This window comes from Nonomuraea sp. CA-218870 (assembly GCF_050936535.1).
Taxonomy (GTDB): Bacteria; Actinomycetota; Actinomycetes; order Streptosporangiales; family Streptosporangiaceae; genus Nonomuraea; species Nonomuraea corallina.
This window is the reverse complement of the sequence record NZ_JBNJMN010000003.1, coordinates 1-17,975: the sequence shown is the minus strand read 5'-3', so window position 1 is coordinate 17,975 and position 17,975 is coordinate 1. Positions and strand designations below refer to the sequence as shown.

Annotated in this window: 11 protein-coding genes and 3 rRNA genes; all 14 read right to left on the bottom strand. The window is 67.6% G+C overall.

The features are described from left to right. Positions 1–7: 7 nt before the first annotated feature. The 14 genes from ACQEUU_RS35245 to ACQEUU_RS35180 all read right to left on the bottom strand — a co-directional run bounded on the left by ACQEUU_RS35245 (position 8) and on the right by ACQEUU_RS35180 (position 17,886). Positions 8–760, bottom strand: coding sequence for a TIGR03936 family radical SAM-associated protein (locus tag ACQEUU_RS35245; RefSeq protein ID WP_433074556.1), 753 nt, complete (start codon positions 758–760; stop codon positions 8–10). A 166-nt stretch (positions 761–926) separates the two neighbouring features. Beyond that, positions 927–2,837, bottom strand: coding sequence for a TIGR03960 family B12-binding radical SAM protein (locus tag ACQEUU_RS35240; RefSeq protein ID WP_433074553.1), 1,911 nt, complete (start codon positions 2,835–2,837; stop codon positions 927–929). A 28-nt stretch (positions 2,838–2,865) separates the two neighbouring features. Beyond that, positions 2,866–4,032, bottom strand: a complete 1,167-nt coding sequence (gene rodA, locus ACQEUU_RS35235) for a rod shape-determining protein RodA (RefSeq protein WP_433074550.1) — start codon at positions 4,030–4,032, stop codon at positions 2,866–2,868. After that, on the bottom strand, positions 4,029–6,065 hold the full coding sequence (gene mrdA, locus ACQEUU_RS35230) for a penicillin-binding protein 2 (protein ID WP_433075446.1): 2,037 nt from the start codon (positions 6,063–6,065) through the stop codon (positions 4,029–4,031). The genes rodA and mrdA overlap by 4 nt, the downstream gene beginning before the upstream one ends. Positions 6,066–6,070: 5 nt before the next feature. Next, entirely contained in the window at positions 6,071–6,535 is a 465-nt protein-coding gene (gene mreD, locus ACQEUU_RS35225; protein ID WP_433074547.1) for a rod shape-determining protein MreD, read from the bottom strand. Continuing rightward, on the bottom strand, positions 6,532–7,410 hold the full coding sequence (gene mreC / locus ACQEUU_RS35220; RefSeq protein ID WP_433074544.1) for a rod shape-determining protein MreC: 879 nt from the start codon (positions 7,408–7,410) through the stop codon (positions 6,532–6,534). Before mreC ends, mreD begins: the two co-directional genes overlap by 4 nt. Further along, positions 7,410–8,441: a rod shape-determining protein gene (locus ACQEUU_RS35215; protein WP_270159620.1), complete on the bottom strand. Its 1,032-nt coding sequence runs from the start codon at positions 8,439–8,441 to the stop codon at positions 7,410–7,412. The genes mreC and ACQEUU_RS35215 overlap by 1 nt, the downstream gene beginning before the upstream one ends. Before the next feature lie 272 nt (positions 8,442–8,713). Then, positions 8,714–9,124 (bottom strand): nucleoside-diphosphate kinase, encoded by a 411-nt coding sequence (gene ndk / locus ACQEUU_RS35210; RefSeq protein WP_433074541.1) that lies wholly within the window; start codon positions 9,122–9,124, stop codon positions 8,714–8,716. A gap of 187 nt (positions 9,125–9,311) precedes the next feature. Further along, on the bottom strand, positions 9,312–10,778 hold the full coding sequence (locus ACQEUU_RS35205; protein WP_433074538.1) for a hypothetical protein: 1,467 nt from the start codon (positions 10,776–10,778) through the stop codon (positions 9,312–9,314). Between the two features lie 71 nt (positions 10,779–10,849). Beyond that, positions 10,850–11,200: a DUF4233 domain-containing protein gene (locus ACQEUU_RS35200; RefSeq protein ID WP_433074535.1), complete on the bottom strand. Its 351-nt coding sequence runs from the start codon at positions 11,198–11,200 to the stop codon at positions 10,850–10,852. Next, on the bottom strand, positions 11,200–12,522 hold the full coding sequence (locus ACQEUU_RS35195; protein ID WP_433074532.1) for a bifunctional folylpolyglutamate synthase/dihydrofolate synthase: 1,323 nt from the start codon (positions 12,520–12,522) through the stop codon (positions 11,200–11,202). Before ACQEUU_RS35195 ends, ACQEUU_RS35200 begins: the two co-directional genes overlap by 1 nt. Positions 12,523–12,712: 190 nt before the next feature. Then, positions 12,713–12,829: ribosomal RNA gene (gene rrf, locus ACQEUU_RS35190) — 5S ribosomal RNA — on the bottom strand. A gap of 81 nt (positions 12,830–12,910) precedes the next feature. Continuing rightward, a 23S ribosomal RNA gene (locus ACQEUU_RS35185) occupies positions 12,911–16,021 on the bottom strand. A gap of 341 nt (positions 16,022–16,362) precedes the next feature. Beyond that, positions 16,363–17,886 (bottom strand): 16S ribosomal RNA (locus ACQEUU_RS35180). Together the 16S, 23S and 5S rRNA genes form the textbook arrangement of a ribosomal RNA operon. Positions 17,887–17,975: the final 89 nt, after the last annotated feature.

Below are 17,975 nucleotides of genomic sequence, written 5' to 3'. Positions count from 1 at the left end.
GCTCCCCTTAACCGGCGACGTGCTCACCCGCCGGTCCCGCCTCGCCGCCGCGCGTCGTGTCGCGGTCCAGGTCGAGCGGGTCGGCAAGCGCACCGGTGCTGGCGTCGAGCGGCCCCTGCGCCAGCCTGGTCACCTCGGGGGGAACCGGCGGCGCGAAGTCGGCCACAAGGCGCAGCCCTGTGAGCACATCGTCGGGTCGAACGGCAGGCGTCATGTGCCGAACAACCATGCGCAGTATGACACACGACTGTCCGGGCACCTGAGCTGCTGTTCTGTCTGTTCCCTCCAGCACCGTGAGCCTCAGCACGGCCTCGCGCGCGTCGAAGCGGCGCAGCCCCTTCTTGGTGAGGCGCTCGACCTCCACGTGACCGGCCGCGAGGAACTTCTGCACGGCCGTGTCGGCGTGCTCGCGGTCGGCACCGGGCAGTCGCACCTCCCACTCGGAGATCTCCAGGCGGTCGGCCAGCGCCCCGGGGCCGGCCTCGACGACGTCGAGCACGTCCAGGCCCGGCGGCAGCGACCCGTCGAGGTCGATCTTGACCTGCCGGGGGTCGCACGGCGTCGTGACGCCGATCTCGAGGTATTCGGCCTCGCTGGCGACGCCTGTCGGCGCCGCTCCCGCGTAGGAGATCTTCGGATGTGGCGAGAAGCCCGCGCTGTAGGCCACCGGAATGCCGGCACGGCGGACCGCACGCTCGACGGCCCGCGAGATGTCGCGGTGGCTGGTGAAGCGCAGACGTCCGCGCTTGGCGTAGCGCACACGCAGGCGCTGTGCCGTCGGCGCGGGCGGTGGCCCGTCGGGAACAGGTTTCAGAGCCTTGTCGTCCTTCCCTTGTCAGAGTTTCTTCTCACAGGATAAGCCGCCCGGGCACCCGCGTGTACAGGAGCATGTACGGCGAGACACCGGCCGCGCACCCGGTGCGTCGTCAGACGACCGTGAGGGGAAGGAGCTTGCGGCCCGTCGGCCCGATCTGGATCTCGGTGCCCATGGTGGGGCAGACGCCGCAGTCGTAGCACGGGGTCCAGCGGCAGTCCTCGACCTCGCCGCCGGAGACGGCCTCCTGCCAGTCCTGCCACAGCCACTCGCGGTCGAGCCCGGCGTCGAGGTGGTCCCACGGCAGGACCTCGTTCTCCTCGCGCTCGCGGGTCGTGTACCAGTCGACGTCGACGCCGACCCGCTCGGCGGCGGACATCCACCGCTCGTAGGAGAAGTGCTCGCTCCAGCCGTCGAAGCGGCCGCCGTCCTCCCAGACGGCGCGGATGACGGCGCCGACCCGGCGGTCGCCGCGCGACAGCAGGCCCTCCACGATGGACGGCTTGCCGTCGTGGTAGCGGAAGCCGACGGCCCGGGCGTACTCCCTGTCGCCGCGCAGCGCGTCGCGCAGCGCCTTGAGCCGCCGGTCGACGGTCTCGTGGTCGGCCTGGCCGGCCCACTGGAACGGGGTGTGCGGCTTGGGCACGAAGCCGCCGATGGAGACGGTGCAGCGGATGTCGCGCGAGCCGGTGGCCTCGCGGCCCGCCTTGATGACCTTCTTGGCCAGGTCGGCGATGCCCAGCACGTCCTCGTCGGTCTCGGTGGGCAGCCCGCACATGAAGTAGAGCTTCACCTGCCGCCAGCCCTGGGAGTAGGCGGTGGTGACGGTGCGGATGAGGTCCTCCTCGGTGACCATCTTGTTGATCACCTTGCGCATGCGCTCGGAGCCGCCCTCGGGGGCGAAGGTGAGGCCGGAGCGCCGCCCGTTGCGGGAGAACTCGTTGGCCAGGTCGATGTTGAACGCGTCGACCCGGGTCGAGGGCAGCGACAGCGAGGTGTTGGTGCCCTCGTAGCGGTCGGCCAGGCCCTTGGCCAGGTCGCCGATCTCGCTGTGGTCGGCGGACGACAACGACAGCAGCCCGACCTCGTTGAAGCCGGACTCCTTGACGCCGTGCTCGACCATGGCGCCGATCGTGGTGATCGACCGCTCCCGCACCGGCCGGGTGATCATGCCTGCCTGGCAGAAGCGGCAGCCGCGCGTGCAGCCGCGGAAGATCTCCACGCTGAACCGCTCGTGGACCGTCTCGGCCAGCGGCACCAGCGGCTTCTTCGGGTAGGGCCACTCGTCGAGGTCCATGACGGTGTGCTTGTGGACCCGCCACGGCACGTCGGGCCGGTTGGGCGCGACCCGCTTGATGCGGCCGTCGGGGTGGTGGTCGACGTCGTAGAACTTGGGCACGTAGACGCCGCCGGACTCGGCCAGCCGCATGAGCAGCTCGTCGCGCCCGCCGGGCCGGCCCTCGGCCTTCCACTCCCGGACGACCTCGGTGATGGCGATCGCGATCTGCTCGCCGTCGCCGAGCACGGCCGCGTCGAGGAAGTCGGCGATCGGCTCGGGGTTGAAGGCGGCGTGACCGCCCGCGAGCACGATCGGGTCGTCGTCGCCGCGCTCGGCGGCGACCAGCGGGATTCCGGCCAGGTCGAGCGCGGTCAGCATGTTGGTGTAGCCGAGCTCGGTCGAGAACGAGACGCCGAACACGTCGAACGCGCGCACCGGCCGGTGGGCGTCGACGGTGAACTGCGGCACGCCCTCGGCGCGCATGAGCGCCTCCAGGTCCGGCCAGACCGCGTAGGTGCGCTCGGCCAGGGTGGCGGGCAGCTCGTTGAGGATCTCGTACAGGATGGCCACGCCCTGGTTGGGCAGCCCCACCTCGTAGGCGTCGGGGTACATCAGCGCCCAGCGCACGTCGGCGGAGTCCCACTCCTTGACCGTCGAGTTGAGCTCACCCCCGACGTACTGGATCGGCTTCTGCACCTTGGGCAGCAGCGGTTCCAGGCGAGGGAAAATCGACTCCGCAGTCATACGACCCAGGGTAGCGGCGCGCGGCCGTTCAGCCGAACGCACGCTGCCTCACGTGGATGGCCTGCAGCAGCCCGACCCCGATGAGGTTGGCGAAGGTGGAGGTGCCGCCGTAGGAGACGAACGGCAGCGGCAGGCCGGTGATCGGCATGATGCCGATCGTCATGCCCACGTTCACGAACATCTGGAAGGTGAACCAGCACACGATCGTGCCCGCCATCAGCGTGCCGAACCGGTCGGTGCAGTGCCGCGCGATCCACAGCCCGCGCAGCAGCACCAGCCCCAGCAGCGCCACGACGGTGACCGAGCCGAGGAAGCCGAACTCCTCGCCGGCCACGGTGAAGATGAAGTCGGTGTGCTGCTCAGGCACGAACCTGCCGGTGGTCTGGCCGCCGCCCAGCAGCCCCTTGCCGAACAGCTGGCCCGAGCCGATCGCGATGAGCGACTGGGTGCTGTTGTAGCCGACGCCGCGCGGGTCCACGCTCGGGTCGACGAACGCGGTGAACCGGGCCACCTGGTACGGCTCCAGCATCTCGAAGAAGAAGACGCAGAAGATCCCGGCGGCGCCGACGAGCGTGAGCAGCACGATCAGCCGCTTGCGCACCCCGGCGATGATCAGCGCCGCCGCGGTGACGGCGGCCAGCACGAGCGCGGTGCCGAGGTCGGGCTGGAGCATCACCAGCACCAGCGTGATCCCGGCGGCCACCAGCGCCAGCAGCACGTCCAGCCCGCGCGGCCGGTCGGTGCCCTCCGCCGGCTGGGCCAGCAGCATCGCGGTCATCAGCACCAGGCCCACCTTGGCGAACTCCGACGGCTGCACCGCGAACCCGCCGCCGAGCAGGATCCACGAGTGGGACCCGTTGATGGTGGCGCCCAGCGGGCTCAGCACGAGGCCGAGGCCGACGAGCGAGACCAGGTACACCATCGGCGCGTAGGCCCGCACCGCGCGGTAGTCCGTCATGGCCACCGCGCCGCACAGCGCCAGCCCGATCACCTGGTTGAGCAGGTGCTTCCACAGCAGCCCCGTCGACCCGGGCGCCCACGTACGGGTGGACGACCAGACGAGCAGGGAGCCGATGACGACCAGCGCGAGGACGGCGACCAGCATCACCACGTCCAGCCGCCACACCGCCGATTCGGGACCGAACACGCGCCGGGTGAACGAGCGCCGCCCGGGCGCCATCGCGCCACCGGTCATCCCGGCACCACCGTCCCGTCGGGCCGGAAGACCGGCAGCTCCGACACCGGCTTGCCTTCCGGCGCCGCGGCGGGCCGCTTGACGCCGAAGATGCCCTCGTAGATCTCACGGGCGGCGGGAGCGGCGGCCGACGCGCCGAAACCACCCTGGGAAACCATGACGGCCACGACGAACCGCGGGTTGCGCGTGGGCGCGAACGAGGCGAACCAGGAGGTGTCCTTCTTGCCCCACACCTCGGCCGTACCCGTCTTGCCGCCGACGGGCCACCGGTCCATGGGGAACCCGGCGAAGGCCCCCGCCGCGGTGCCGTCGGAGGGGACCTGGCTGAGCGCGTTCTTGATGTAGCGCCGCTCCTTGTCCGTCACCGGGAGCTCGCCGACGACCGGCACCGGCACGGTGTGGACCACCTTGCCGTCCGGCCGCACCAGCGCCCAGCCGATGCGCGGGCTGCGCAGCTTGCCGTCGGTGGCGAGCGCCGCGTACGCGCGAGCCAGCTGCAGCGGCGTCACCAGCACGTCGCCCTGGCCGATGCTGAAGTTGGCCGAGTCGCCGGGCCGCAGGATGAACCCCTCGGCGCAGTTCTCGTGCGCCAGCCGCTTGAGGAACGCCGCCCGGGCGCCGTCCTTGACCTCGGGGTAGCCGGTCTGCGCCCGCTTGCAGTTCTCGCCGCTGGTCAGCGCCCAGGTCTCCTTCTTCCAGCGGCGGTCGGGGATCCGCCCGGCCGACTCGCCCGGCAGGTCGACGCCGGTCGGGGCGCCGAAGCCGAACTTCCTGGCGGTGTTGGCGAACACCTCCTGGACGTGCTTCTTCGGCGTCCGCCCGCCGTCCTTCAGGTACTGCTCGTACGCGGCCTTGTAGAAGATCGTGTCGCACGACTTCACCAGCGCCGTGTGGAGGGTGAGCGTGCCCAGGGGGATGCCGCGGAAGCCGTTGAAGGCACGGTCGCCGATCATGACCGAGCCGGGGCAGCTGTACGTGCCGCCGAGCGGGTAGCCGGCCCGCAGCATCGCGGCCACGGACGACACCTTGAACGTCGAGCCCGGCGCGAACTGCCCGTTGATCACCCGTGACGTCAGCGGCTTGCCGGACTTCTCCGACAGCAGGTGGCGGTAGGTGCGCTCGGAGATGCCGCCCGCCCACACCGACGGGTTGTAGCCGGGCGCGCTGGACATCGCGAGCACCCGGGAGGTGCGCGCGTCGAGCACCACGGCCGCGCCCCCGTCGGCGCCCGGCGCGGCCTTCATCGCCCGGCGCAGCGCCGCCTCGGTGATGGCCTGGATGCGCCCGTCGATGCTGGTCACCAGGTGGTGGCCGGGCACGGACGGCACCTCCTTCTCCACCCCGAGCGGCTTGCCCATCCGGTCGACCTGCACCCGGCGGATGCCCGCCTTGCCGCGCAGCTCGTGGTCGTAGACGTACTCCAGGCCGTCACGCCCGGCCAGGTCGACGCCCGAGAACGTGGCCTTCAGCCCGACCCTCTTCTCCAGCTCCGCCTCGGTCACCGGGGACAGGTAGCCGAGCATCTGCGCCCCGGCGTCGGCCAGCGGGTACTCCCTGATGGCCTCGATCTCCGCCGACACGGCGGGGAACTTCTCCTGCTGCTCCAGGATCTGCAGCGCCTCGCGGGTGTCGACCTTCTCGTCGAGCGGCACCGGCTGGTACGGGGAGCCGGTCCAGCACGGCTTGGGCACGCCGGGACCGCACGGCGTGATCCGTTTCTGCAACTGGGCGACAGGCCGGCTGAGCACCTCCGACAGCCGGCCCAGCACCTTGGCCCCGCTGTCGCGCATGCGCATCAGCCGGGTCCGGTCGACCGAGACGACCAGCCGGGACTTGTTGCGCACCAGCGGGCGGCCCGAGGAGTCGAGGATCTGCCCGCGCACCGCGGGCACGATGACGGTCCTGGTGCGGGTCTCGGTGGCCCGGTTGACGAACTCCGGGCCGCGTACGACCTGCACCTGCCAGAGCCGCACGGCGAGCGCGGCGAGCAACAGCAGCACGAGGACCTGCACGACGAGCAGCCGGGTCCGCATGCGGTTCACAGCGCGTACCTCTCCCTCGTCCCTCGCGAGGCCAGCCAGACGACCACGGGGGCGATGACGAGCGTGCAGGCCACCGTGACCGGCACCTGCTGGGTGAGGGTCGTGACCGTGACCCTCGGGTCGGACAGCAGCCCGCTCACCGCCGCCGCCAGCAGCGGGGCGAGCAGCACGCACAGCACGACGGTGACGACCCGGTTGCCCACGCCCCGCCCCGCCAGATAGCCCACCAGCGCGAACACGAACGCGTACAGCCCCGCCACGTGCGCGGTCGGCGGCGCGAGGTCGACCAGCAGCCCCGCGCCGAAGCCGAGCGCCGCCCCGGCCGCGGGCCCGCGCGCCATCGCGGCCCCCACGACGGCCAGCAGCACCAGGTCGGGCGCTCCGCCCGCGGGCAGCGGCAGCCGGTTCACCAGCATGAACTGCACCAGCAGCGCCGCCAGCACCGCCACGACAGCGGTCATTCCGTCCCCTCCCTGCGCGGCAGCACGGCGTCTCTCGGGTCACGCGCCGGCGGCCGCACCACCACGCCGACCACGTCCAGCGCGGTCAGGTCGGCGTACGGCCGCGCGTACGCGGTCCTCGTCAGCTCGCCCGCCGCCGTCTCCACCTGCTCGACCACCCCGATGGGCACCCCCGGCACGTACGGCGCGCCGCGGTGGGAGCCGAAGCTGACCAGGCGGGTGCCCCGCGTCACCGGCGCCGTCGCGTCGAGGAGCTGGAAGCGCAGCAGCCGGCCGTGCTCGCCCACGCCGTGCACCACGCCGATCTCCCTGCCCTTCTCCATGCGCGCCCCGGCCGCCGAGGCGGGGTCGCTCAGCAGCATCACGCTCGACGTGCGCGGGCCGGCGTGCACCACCCGGCCGATCAGCCCGTCGCCGTTGAGCACGGTCATGTCCGCCCGCACCCCGTCGTCGGCGCCGGCGTCGATCTCGACCGCCTCCTCGAACCCCGGCTGGCCACGCCGGGCGATCACGTTGGCCGGCACCACCTTGTAGCCGCCGACCGAGGCCAGCCCGAGCATGCGCTTGAGCTGTGTGGACCGCTCGGCGTCGACCCTGCCGGCGGCCAGGTCGGACCGGAGCCTCGCGTTCTCCTCGCGGAGCCTGGCCAGGTCCTCCTGGGCGCTCGGCGCGGCGGCCAGGGCCTCGACGAACCCGGTCACCGGCCGGATCACCGCCGCCCCCGCCCGCTCCGCCGTGCCGAAGGCCCACGACCCGGCCGCGCGCAGCGGCCGCAGCGGCGAGCTCTCCCCCATGCGGTGGTCGACGGTCAGGATGACCAGCGCCACCGTCAGGAGCGTTCCCAGGATCAGCCGTGCCTGGCGCGAGTCCCTCATCAGCGTCGCGACTCCGGGACCAGCACCTGCTGCAGCGCGTCGAAGTCCTCCACGCACCGCCCCGAGCCGAGCGCGACCGAGTCGAGCGCGTTGTCCACCAGGTGCACGGGCATGCCCGTCTCATGCCTGAGCCGTTCGTCCAGGCCCTTGAGCAGCGCGCCGCCGCCGGTCAGGGCGAGGCCCCGGTCCATCAGGTCGCCGGACAGCTCCGGCGGGCACTGGTCGAGCGTGGACCGGACCGCGTCGGCGATGGCGTTGACCGGCTCCTCGATGGCCTTGCGGATCTCCTCGGCCGACACGATGATCGTCTTCGGCATGCCGCTGACCAGGTCACGGCCGCGGACTTCGGCGTGCGCCTCGTCGCCGTCGGCCCAGGCGGAGCCGACCGTCATCTTGATCTCCTCGGCGGTGCGCTCGCCGAGCATGAGCGAGAACTCCTTCTTCACGTACGTGATCACCGCCTGGTCCAGCTCGTCGCCGCCGACTCTGATGGACCTGCTGGTGACCACGCCGCCCATGGAGATGATCGCCACCTCGGTGGTGCCGCCGCCGATGTCGACGACCATGTTGCCGGTGGGCTCGTGGACCGGCAGGCCTGCCCCGATCGCCGCCGCCATCGGCTCCTCGACGATGTAGACCTTGCGCGCCCCTGCCTGGTAGCCCGCCTCCTTGACGGCCCGCTGCTCGACGCCGGTGATGCCGCTGGGCACCGCGATGATGATGCGAGGTTTGGCCAGGTGGCGGCGTTTCTGGGCCCGTTGGATGAAATAGCGCAACATGCGCTCAGTGACCTCGAAGTCCGCGATCACCCCGTCCTTGAGCGGACGGACCGCCACGATGTTGCCGGGCGTGCGCCCGATCATGCGTTTGGCCTCGACGCCCACAGCGACGATCTTCTCGGTGGCGGTGTTGATGGCCACGACTGACGGCTCGCTGAGCACGATGCCGCGGCCGCGCACGTACACCAGCGTGTTGGCGGTGCCGAGATCGACCGCCATGTCGCGGCCGAGAAAGGCGAGCTTGCTACCCATGGGGAACGGAGCCTTCCCGCGACGTTCGCATAGGACTACGGAGTCAAGACCCAATCCAATGCCGCAAGGACTACGGACTGAATTCGAATCGTAACGTGACGTACCCACCAGCTCCCGTACTGAGCCCGTGCGCCCCACAAAAATCTCAAGCCACTCCGCGCACCGCGATTTTGCCGGGATTGCGCGCTACCATCCGCGCCCTCGGGTAGGTCCGGAAACGCGGAGTGCCCGCGAGGCGTCGAGCCTGCGGGCACCAGATGCGCGTGGAAAGCCTAGAACCGGTCCGGGAAGAAGATCTTGATCTCCCGAGCCGCCGACTCGGGCGAGTCGGAGCCGTGGACCACGTTCTCGCCGATCTCCAGCGCGTGGTCGCCGCGGATCGTGCCGGGAGGCGACTTCACCGGGTCGGTGAGCCCCGCCAGCGAGCGGAACGCCTCGACGGCGCGGTGACCCTCGACCACCATCGCCACCAGCGGCCCGGAGGTGATGAACTCGACGAGCTCGCCGAAGAACGGCCTCTCGGAGTGCTCGGCGTAGTGGGCCTTGGCGGTCTCGCCGTCGAGGGTGCGCAGGTCCATCGCCACGACCTTGAGACCCTTGCGCTCCATGCGGGCGATCACGTCACCGATCAGGCCGCGCTTCACCCCATCGGGCTTGATCAGGACAAGAGTGCGCTCGGACACTTGGAGTTCTCCTTCGAACAGGGGTCGCGGATGCGGGCTACGAGCAGCGCTACGAGCACGGCCTGGCCCGGGACGCTCCGCCGCACAGGCCACGCGAAGCTGCCGCACAGCTTACCGCCCCGAACCGGTCACCCTTCCCCGACCGGCTCAGGCTCGGGTGCTCAGGCTCGACTCTCAGGCTCGACTCTCAGGCTCGGCTCTCCGGCGACTGCGCGGGCGGCGGCACCGGCGGCACGCCCCAGCCCGTCTTCTCCGGGTCGGACGGCGTCTCCCCGTCCTCGTCACCGTCCGGGTCACCCTCCTCGTCACCGTCCCGGTCGCCGTCGGGGACCGCGTCCCTCCCGTCCTTCGCCGCCGGATCCCGGCGCGACATGACGGACACCAGGACGATGACCGTCACCACCAGGAAGCCCGCGACCAGCGCCCACAGATGCAGGACGCCGACGTAACTGTCGACGAACTGCTGCCTCGAACCCTGGTCGAGCAGCGCCTTCTGCATCCCCGTACCGAGGAGATAGCCCGCCAGCACGCCGGGGAAGCACAGCGCCAGCCCGAACAGGCCCGCGCCCACCCCCGCCTCGGAGAGCGCCGCCGTGAGCGCCACGGACGCGCCGACCGCGAGCAGGGTGAACGGCACCGCCAGCACCAGCCCCTCCGCCGACGGCACCACCAGCCGCACCGCGGACAGCCCGGCCACCATGGAGAGAAGCCCCACCTGGGTGAGCCACTGGCCGGACGCGGCCGACCCGCGGACCGCGACCGCCGCGACGACCGCCGCGACCCCGGCGACGCAGAACGGGATCCACAGCCCCTTCAGCCCCGGCCCTCCCATGCCGCCCATCTCCGCGAACGTCACCTGGGCGACCGTGGGCAGCACCACCACTCCGACCGCCACCAGCGCGTACGCGAGCGTACGGCTCTCGCGCGTGCCGATGGACGCCAGCGCCAGCGACCCCACGACGGCGAGCGCCGCCGGCGCGATCATCAGCAGGGCGCTCCAGTCCGCGCTCGCCGCGCCGATGGCCACGGCGGCCACGCCCGCGGCCAGCGCGGCCGCGAGGAGAACGCGGTGGCGCTCCCCCGGCTCGGCGGGCGGCAGGGACGTCCGCCCGCGCACCAGCCAGAGCACGAAGTAGACGGCGGCCAGCGCCAGCGCCACGCCGCTGAGCAGCGGATAGGGCTGCAGCGTGATCCGCCAGTCCGTCGCGCCCGCCAGCGGCCAGAGCGCCAGCGCCTGCGCGCCCAGCAGACTCAGGGCCAGCACGCCGGCCCACAGGCCGCGCAGCCGGCGCGACCGGGCCCAGGCCGCGACCAGCGTGGCGGGGACGAGCAGCCCGGCGCCGACGCCGTGGGCCACGCGCAGCACCCCGACCATGACGGACGAGCCCGCGTAACCGCCCGCCGCGTCGGCGACGGCCAGCAGCGCCAGCCCGGCGACGAGCACGGGCGCGGCCTTCACCCGGCGCAGCGCCAGGGCGGCGAGCGGGACGGTCAGCATCATCGCCGGCAGGGCCAGCCCGTGCGCGCGCACGAGCCCGACCCGGTCGATCCCGGCGGGCAACAGGTCCGCGACCACGGACACGGTGTTGGGGATGGCGACGATCGCCACCGGCAGCGCGACCACGATGAGCAGGCCGAGCAGAGTGTCGGACACCCACGCGGAAGCGGCGGGTGGCGCGGCCTCAGGGGACCGCTGAATTGAGGGGACGGCCATGAATCCCGACTTTAGCGGGAAGTCACGCCCTCGACACGGCGAGCGACGAATATCGCAGTGATCCACAGCGCGGCGAAGATCGCCCCGAGGAAGAACATGGTCGTCACCAGGAACCCGGTGCAGATCGCCAGCACCTGCGCCACGCTCCCGAGCACGTAACCGATCGGCTTCCTGAGCAGCCCCGTGGCGACGACGCAGAGCACGGCCACACCGATCCCGGCCGTCACCGCGAGCGCCGGGGCCACCCCGCCGACGGTGATCGCGACAGGGGTGAAGAGCGCGACGACGATCGCCTCCATGCCCAGCACGCTCGCGCCCAGCCGCCGCATCCCGGGCGTCACCTGGAAATCGAGCACGCCCATCACGCCCCCTCCGCCTTCAACAGGAACCGCGCGTCCCCCACCGTGACCACCGACCCGGTGATCAGCACACCGGTGCCGGCGAACTCACCGTCCGCGTCGGCGACGCCGATGGCCTGGTCGATGGCGTCGTCGAGGCGTTCGGTGACCCGCACCCGCCCTTCGCCGAAGACGGACTCCGCCAGCGCCCCCAGCTCGGCGGCCGGGAGCGAACGCGGCGAGGAGTTACGGGTGACGACGACCTCGTCGAGCACGGGCTCCAAAAGGTCGAGCAGCCCTTCGACGTCCTTGTCCGCCATGACCGCCACGACGCCGACGAGCTTGGGGAAGTCGAACGCCTCGTGGATCGCGTCGAGCGTGGCCTCCATGCCGCCCGGGTTGTGCGCGGCGTCCAGCACCACCGTCGGGTTGCGCCGCACCACCTCCATCCTCCCGGGCGAGGACGCCTGCGCGAACGCCGCACGCACCAGCTCCACGTCGAGCGGGTCGTCACCGCCGGTCAGCGCCTCGACCGCGGCCAGCGCGCAGGCGGCGTTACCGGCCTGATAGGCGCCGTGGAGCGGGAGGTAGACGTCGTCGTACACGCCCTTGAGCCCGCGGAACGTGACCAGCTGCCCGCCGACGGCGATCTCGCGGCCGAGCACCCCGAACTCCAGGCCCTCACGCGCGACCACCGCGCCCACGTCGGCCGCCCGCCGCATCAGCACCTCGGCCGCGGCCAGCTCCTGCTGCGCGAAAATGGCGGTGGCGCCCGGCTTGATGATCCCGGCCTTCTCCTGCGCGATGCTCGGGATGTCGGGGCCCAGCCTGTCGGTGTGGTCGAGCGAGATCGGCGTGACGACGGCCACGGTGCCGTCGGCGACGTTCGTCGCGTCCCAGGACCCGCCCATCCCCGTCTCCACCACGGCCACGTCGACCGGCGTGTCGGCGAACGCCGCGAACGCCATGGCGGTGAGCAGCTCGAAGAACTGGATGCGCCGCTCGCCTTGCGCGTCGGTCAGCTCCACGAAGGGCGCGATCTCCTCGTAGACCTGGACGAAGCGCTCCTCGCTGAGCGGCTCGCCGTCGACCGTGATCCGCTCGCGCATCGACACCAGGTGAGGGCTGGTGAAACGACCCACCCGCAGGTTGCGCTCACGCAGCAGGCTCTCGATCAGCCTCGCCGTGCTGGTCTTGCCGTTCGTGCCGGCGATGTGTATGACCGGGTAGGCCCGCTGCGGCGAGCCGAGCAGATCCAGAAGGGCCGCGATCCTGTCGAGCGTCGGCTCGAAATCCCACTCGACGCCCCGATCCAGGATCGCGCGTTCAACCGCACGAAAGTCCACCCCTCAACCCTACTGACCACCACGACCGCTTACTCACACCCCGCCCGGCCACACCGCTCTCCGTACGGGACATCACCGAGCGGCCTGGCCTTGAGAGCCAGAATCGCGCCGTGGACCCTGAAGTCGAAACATCCCCGGAAACGCGGAAAGGCCCCGAGCGCAATGCTCGGGGCCTCCCCAACTAAAGATTGTCCGGCGGTGACCTACTCTCCCACACCCTCCCGAGTGCAGTACCATCGGCGCAGAGAAGCTTAACTTCCGGGTTCGGAATGTAACCGGGTGTTTCCTTCCCGCCATAACCGCCGTAACCCTCCGAAACACACAAACAGGAACACTGTTTGCAGTCTCAGAATTGCCTAGTGGACGCGAGCAAGAAAAACAAAGCTTTGTGGTCAAGTCCTCGGCCTATTAGTACCGGTCAGCTCCACACGTTACCGCGCTTCCACCTCCGGCCTATCAACCCGGTCATCTCCCGGGAGCCTTACCCCCTCACAGGGTGGGAGACCTCATCTCAAGGCAAGCTTCCCGCTTAGATGCTTTCAGCGGTTATCCCTCCCGAACGTAGCCAACCAGCCATGCACCTGGCGATACAACTGGCACACCAGAGGTTCGTCCGTCCCGGTCCTCTCGTACTAGGGACAGCCCCTTTCAAGTCTCCTGCGCGCGCAGCGGATAGGGACCGAACTGTCTCGCGACGTTCTAAACCCAGCTCGCGTACCGCTTTAATGGGCGAACAGCCCAACCCTTGGGACCTACTCCAGCCCCAGGATGCGACGAGCCGACATCGAGGTGCCAAACCATCCCGTCGATATGGACTCTTGGGGAAGATCAGCCTGTTATCCCCGGGGTACCTTTTAGCCGTTGAGCGACACCGCTTCCACACGCCGATGCCGGATCACTAGTCCCAGCTTTCGCTCCTGCTCGACCCGTCAGTCTCACAGTCAAGCTCCCTTGTGCACTTACACTCAACACCTGATTGCCAACCAGGCTGAGGGAACCTTTGGGCGCCTCCGTTACCCTTTAGGAGGCAACCGCCCCAGTTAAACTACCCACCAGACACTGTCCCCGATCCGGATCACGGACCAGAGTTAGACATTCAAAACGACCAGAGTGGTATTTCACCAATGACTCCACCCGAACTAGCGTCCGAGCTTCCCAGTCTCCCACCTATCCTACACAAGACGCTCCAAACACCAATGTCAAGCTGTAGTGAAGGTCCCGGGGTCTTTCCGTCCTGCTGCGCGAAACGAGCATCTTTACTCGTAGTGCAATTTCGCCGGGTCTGCGGTTGAGACAGCGGGGAAGTCGTTACGCCATTCGTGCAGGTCGGAACTTACCCGACAAGGAATTTCGCTACCTTAGGATGGTTATAGTTACCACCGCCGTTTACCGGCGCTTAAGTTCTCACCTTCGCCAACTCGAAAGCCGGCTAAGCGGTCCCCTTAACGTTCCGGCACCGGGCAGGCGTCAGTCCGTATACATCGTCTTACGACTTCGCACGGACCTGTGTTTTTAGTAAACAGTCGCTTCCCCCTGGCCACTGCGACCCCCACCAGCTCCCACCGCAAGGATGTTCACCAGCAGAGGTCCCCCTTCTCCCGAAGTTACGGGGGCAATTTGCCGAGTTCCTTAACCACAGTTCACCCGATCGCCTTGGTATTCTCTACCTGACCACCTGAGTCGGTTTAGGGTACGGGCCGCCACAACACTCACTAGAGGCTTTTCTCGGCAGCATAGGATCATCCACTTCGCCACAATCGGCTCGGCATCACATCTCAGGATATGCGCGGGGCGGATTTGCCTACCCCACTCCCTACATGCTTACCCCAGGACAACCATCGCCTGGGCTGGACTACCTTCCTGCGTCACCCCATCGCTTACCTACTACCACCTCAGGCCGAGCGTTCAGCCTAACACCCGCCCCGAAGGGCCGGCTGACTTAAGGACTCTTAGTATCAATGGGTTCGATATGGGCGCATTGAAGCGGGTACGGGAATATCAACCCGTTGTCCATCGACTACGCCTGTCGGCCTCGCCTTAGGTCCCGACTTACCCTGGGCGGATTAACCTGCCCCAGGAACCCTTGGTCATCCGGCGCGAGGGTTTCTCACCCTCGATTCGCTACTCATGCCTGCATTCTCACTCGCACAGCCTCCACCACTCGATCACTCGGCGGCTTCACCGGCAGCACGACGCTCCCCTACCCACCAACAAGACTCACGTCCCATCAGTGCCACGACTTCGGCGGTGTGCTTGAGCCCCGCTACATTGTCGGCGCAGAATCACTTGACCAGTGAGCTATTACGCACTCTTTCAAGGGTGGCTGCTTCTAAGCCAACCTCCTGGTTGTCTCTGCGACTCCACATCCTTTCCCACTTAGCACACGCTTAGGGGCCTTAGTCGGTGATCTGGGCTGTTTCCCTCTCGACTACGAACCTTATCGCCCGCAGTCTCACTGCCACGCTCTCACTTACCGGCATTCGGAGTTTGGCTGACGTCAGTAACCTTGTCGGGCCCATCGGCCATCCAGTGCTCTACCTCCGGCAAGAAACACGCAACGCTGCACCTAAATGCATTTCGGGGAGAACCAGCTATCACGAAGTTTGATTGGCCTTTCACCCCTACACACAGATCATCCCCCAGGTTTTCAACCCTGGTGGGTTCGGTCCTCCACCCAGTCTTACCTGAGCTTCAACCTGCCCATGCGTAGATCACTTCGCTTCGGGTCTACAGCATGCGACTCAAACGCCCTCTTCAGACTCGCTTTCGCTACGGCTCCCCCACACGGGTTAACCTCGCCACACACCATAACTCGCAGGCTCATTCTTCAAAAGGCACGCAGTCACATCACACAACAGCAAGCTGCTGTAAGCTCCTACGGCTTGTAGGCACACGGTTTCAGGTACTCTTTCACGACCCCTCACCGGGGCACTTTTCACCTTTCCCTCACGGTACTCGTGCACTATCGGTCATCAGGGAGTATTTAGGCTTACCAGGTGGTCCTGGCAGATTCACACAGGATTTCTCGGGCCCCGTGCTACTTGGGATCCCCTCCAGCAGTCGACAAGGTTTCGCCTACCCGGCTCTCACGGTCTACGGCAGCCCTTCCCAGAGCTTTCGACTACCCCATCGATTTCTCACTGCTCGATCGAATCGGCAGACTCCTTCAAGAAGGTCCCACAACCCCGGACATGCAACGCCTGCCGGCTATCACACACGCCCGGTTTGGCCTCCTCCGCTTTCGCTCACCACTACTCACGGAATCACTCTTGTTTTCTCTTCCTACGGGTACTGAGATGTTTCACTTCCCCGCGTTACCACCAACCGCCCTATACATTCAGGCGGAGGCAACACCACATGACTGGTGCTAGGTTTCCCCATTCGGACATCCCCGGATCAACGTCTGGTTGGCGACTCCCCGAGGCTTAACGCAGCCTCCCACGTCCTTCATCGGCTCCTGATGCCAAGGCATCCACCGTGTGCCCTTAAAAACTTGGCCACAAAGATGCTCGCGTCCACTATGCAAATCTCAAACAACAAACAGCAACCAGATCACCCGCCACACCTGTGACGAGCCCTCCGGTCCTGTGCCGAGGTCTCACAGACCAGCGAGCCCACCCCATGCCGGGGCGAGCCTGCCGAAGTCCGTTCCCTCAGGACCCAACAGTGTGTCCAACCAGTCTCGGCCCTCCCCCGCACGCTCCCACTCCCACCCCTCACGAAGAGGATGCGGGCGGTACTAGCACGGTGACAACCGGGACCGGTTGAGTAGCCAGTGCTCCACTAGTGAGCTGTCACCCCACCACACGTACGGTGGTGACGGGTGAGAGTGCTCCTTAGAAAGGAGGTGATCCAGCCGCACCTTCCGGTACGGCTACCTTGTTACGACTTCGTCCCAATCGCCAGCCCCACCTTCGACCGCTCCCCCCACACGAGGTGGTTGGGCCACGGGCTTCGGGTGTTGCCGACTTTCGTGACGTGACGGGCGGTGTGTACAAGGCCCGGGAACGTATTCACCGCAGCGTTGCTGATCTGCGATTACTAGCGACTCCGACTTCATGGGGTCGAGTTGCAGACCCCAATCCGAACTGAGACCGGCTTTTAGGGATTCGCTCCACCTCGCGGTTTAGCAGCCCTCTGTACCGGCCATTGTAGCATGTTTGCAGCCCAAGACATAAGGGGCATGATGACTTGACGTCATCCCCACCTTCCTCCGAGTTGACCCCGGCAGTCTCCCATGAGTCCCCACCACCCCCGAAGGAGCGTGCTGGCAACATGGAACAAGGGTTGCGCTCGTTGCGGGACTTAACCCAACATCTCACGACACGAGCTGACGACAGCCATGCACCACCTGTCACCCAGTCCGAAGAGGCGCACATCTCTGCACGTTTCCGGGTGATGTCAAACCTTGGTAAGGTTCTTCGCGTTGCGTCGAATTAAGCAACATGCTCCGCCGCTTGTGCGGGCCCCCGTCAATTCCTTTGAGTTTTAGCCTTGCGGCCGTACTCCCCAGGCGGGGCGCTTAATGCGTTAGCTCCGGCACGGAACCCGTGGAAGGGTCCCACACCTAGCGCCCAACGTTTACAGCGTGGACTACCAGGGTATCTAATCCTGTTCGCTCCCCACGCTTTCGCTCCTCAGCGTCAGGTAAGGCCCAGCAAGCCGCCTTCGCCACCGGTGTTCCTCCTGATATCTGCGCATTTCACCGCTACACCAGGAATTCCACTTGCCCCTGCCTACCTCTAGCCGGCCCGTATCCACCGCAGACCCGCAGTTAAGCTGCGGGCTTTCACGGCAGACGCGACCAGCCACCTACGAGCTCTTTACGCCCAATAATTCCGGACAACGCTTGCGCCCTACGTATTACCGCGGCTGCTGGCACGTAGTTAGCCGGCGCTTCTTCTGCAGGTACACGTCAACTTCGTCCCTGCTGAAAGAGGTTTACAACCCGAAGGCCGTCATCCCCCACGCGGCGTCGCTGCGTCAGGCTTCCGCCCATTGCGCAATATTCCCCACTGCTGCCTCCCGTAGGAGTCTGGGCCGTGTCTCAGTCCCAGTGTGGCCGGTCGCCCTCTCAGGCCGGCTACCCGTCGTCGCCTTGGTAGGCCACTACCCCACCAACAAGCTGATAGGCCGCGAGCCCATCCCCGACCGAAAAACTTTCCACCCGCATCCGATGCCGGAGCAGGTCGTATCCGGTATTAGACCCAGTTTCCCGGGCTTATCCCAGAGTCAGGGGCAGGTTACTCACGTGTTACTCACCCGTTCGCCGCTCGAGTACCCCGAAGGGCCTTTCCGCTCGACTTGCATGTGTTAAGCACGCCGCCAGCGTTCGTCCTGAGCCAGGATCAAACTCTCCATAAGATGATTTGAATCCCAACCAAAAAGGAATCCGTCATAAATGACGGGGTTGTGCATCATGCACTGGCTTTTAACACACTGTTGAGTTCTCA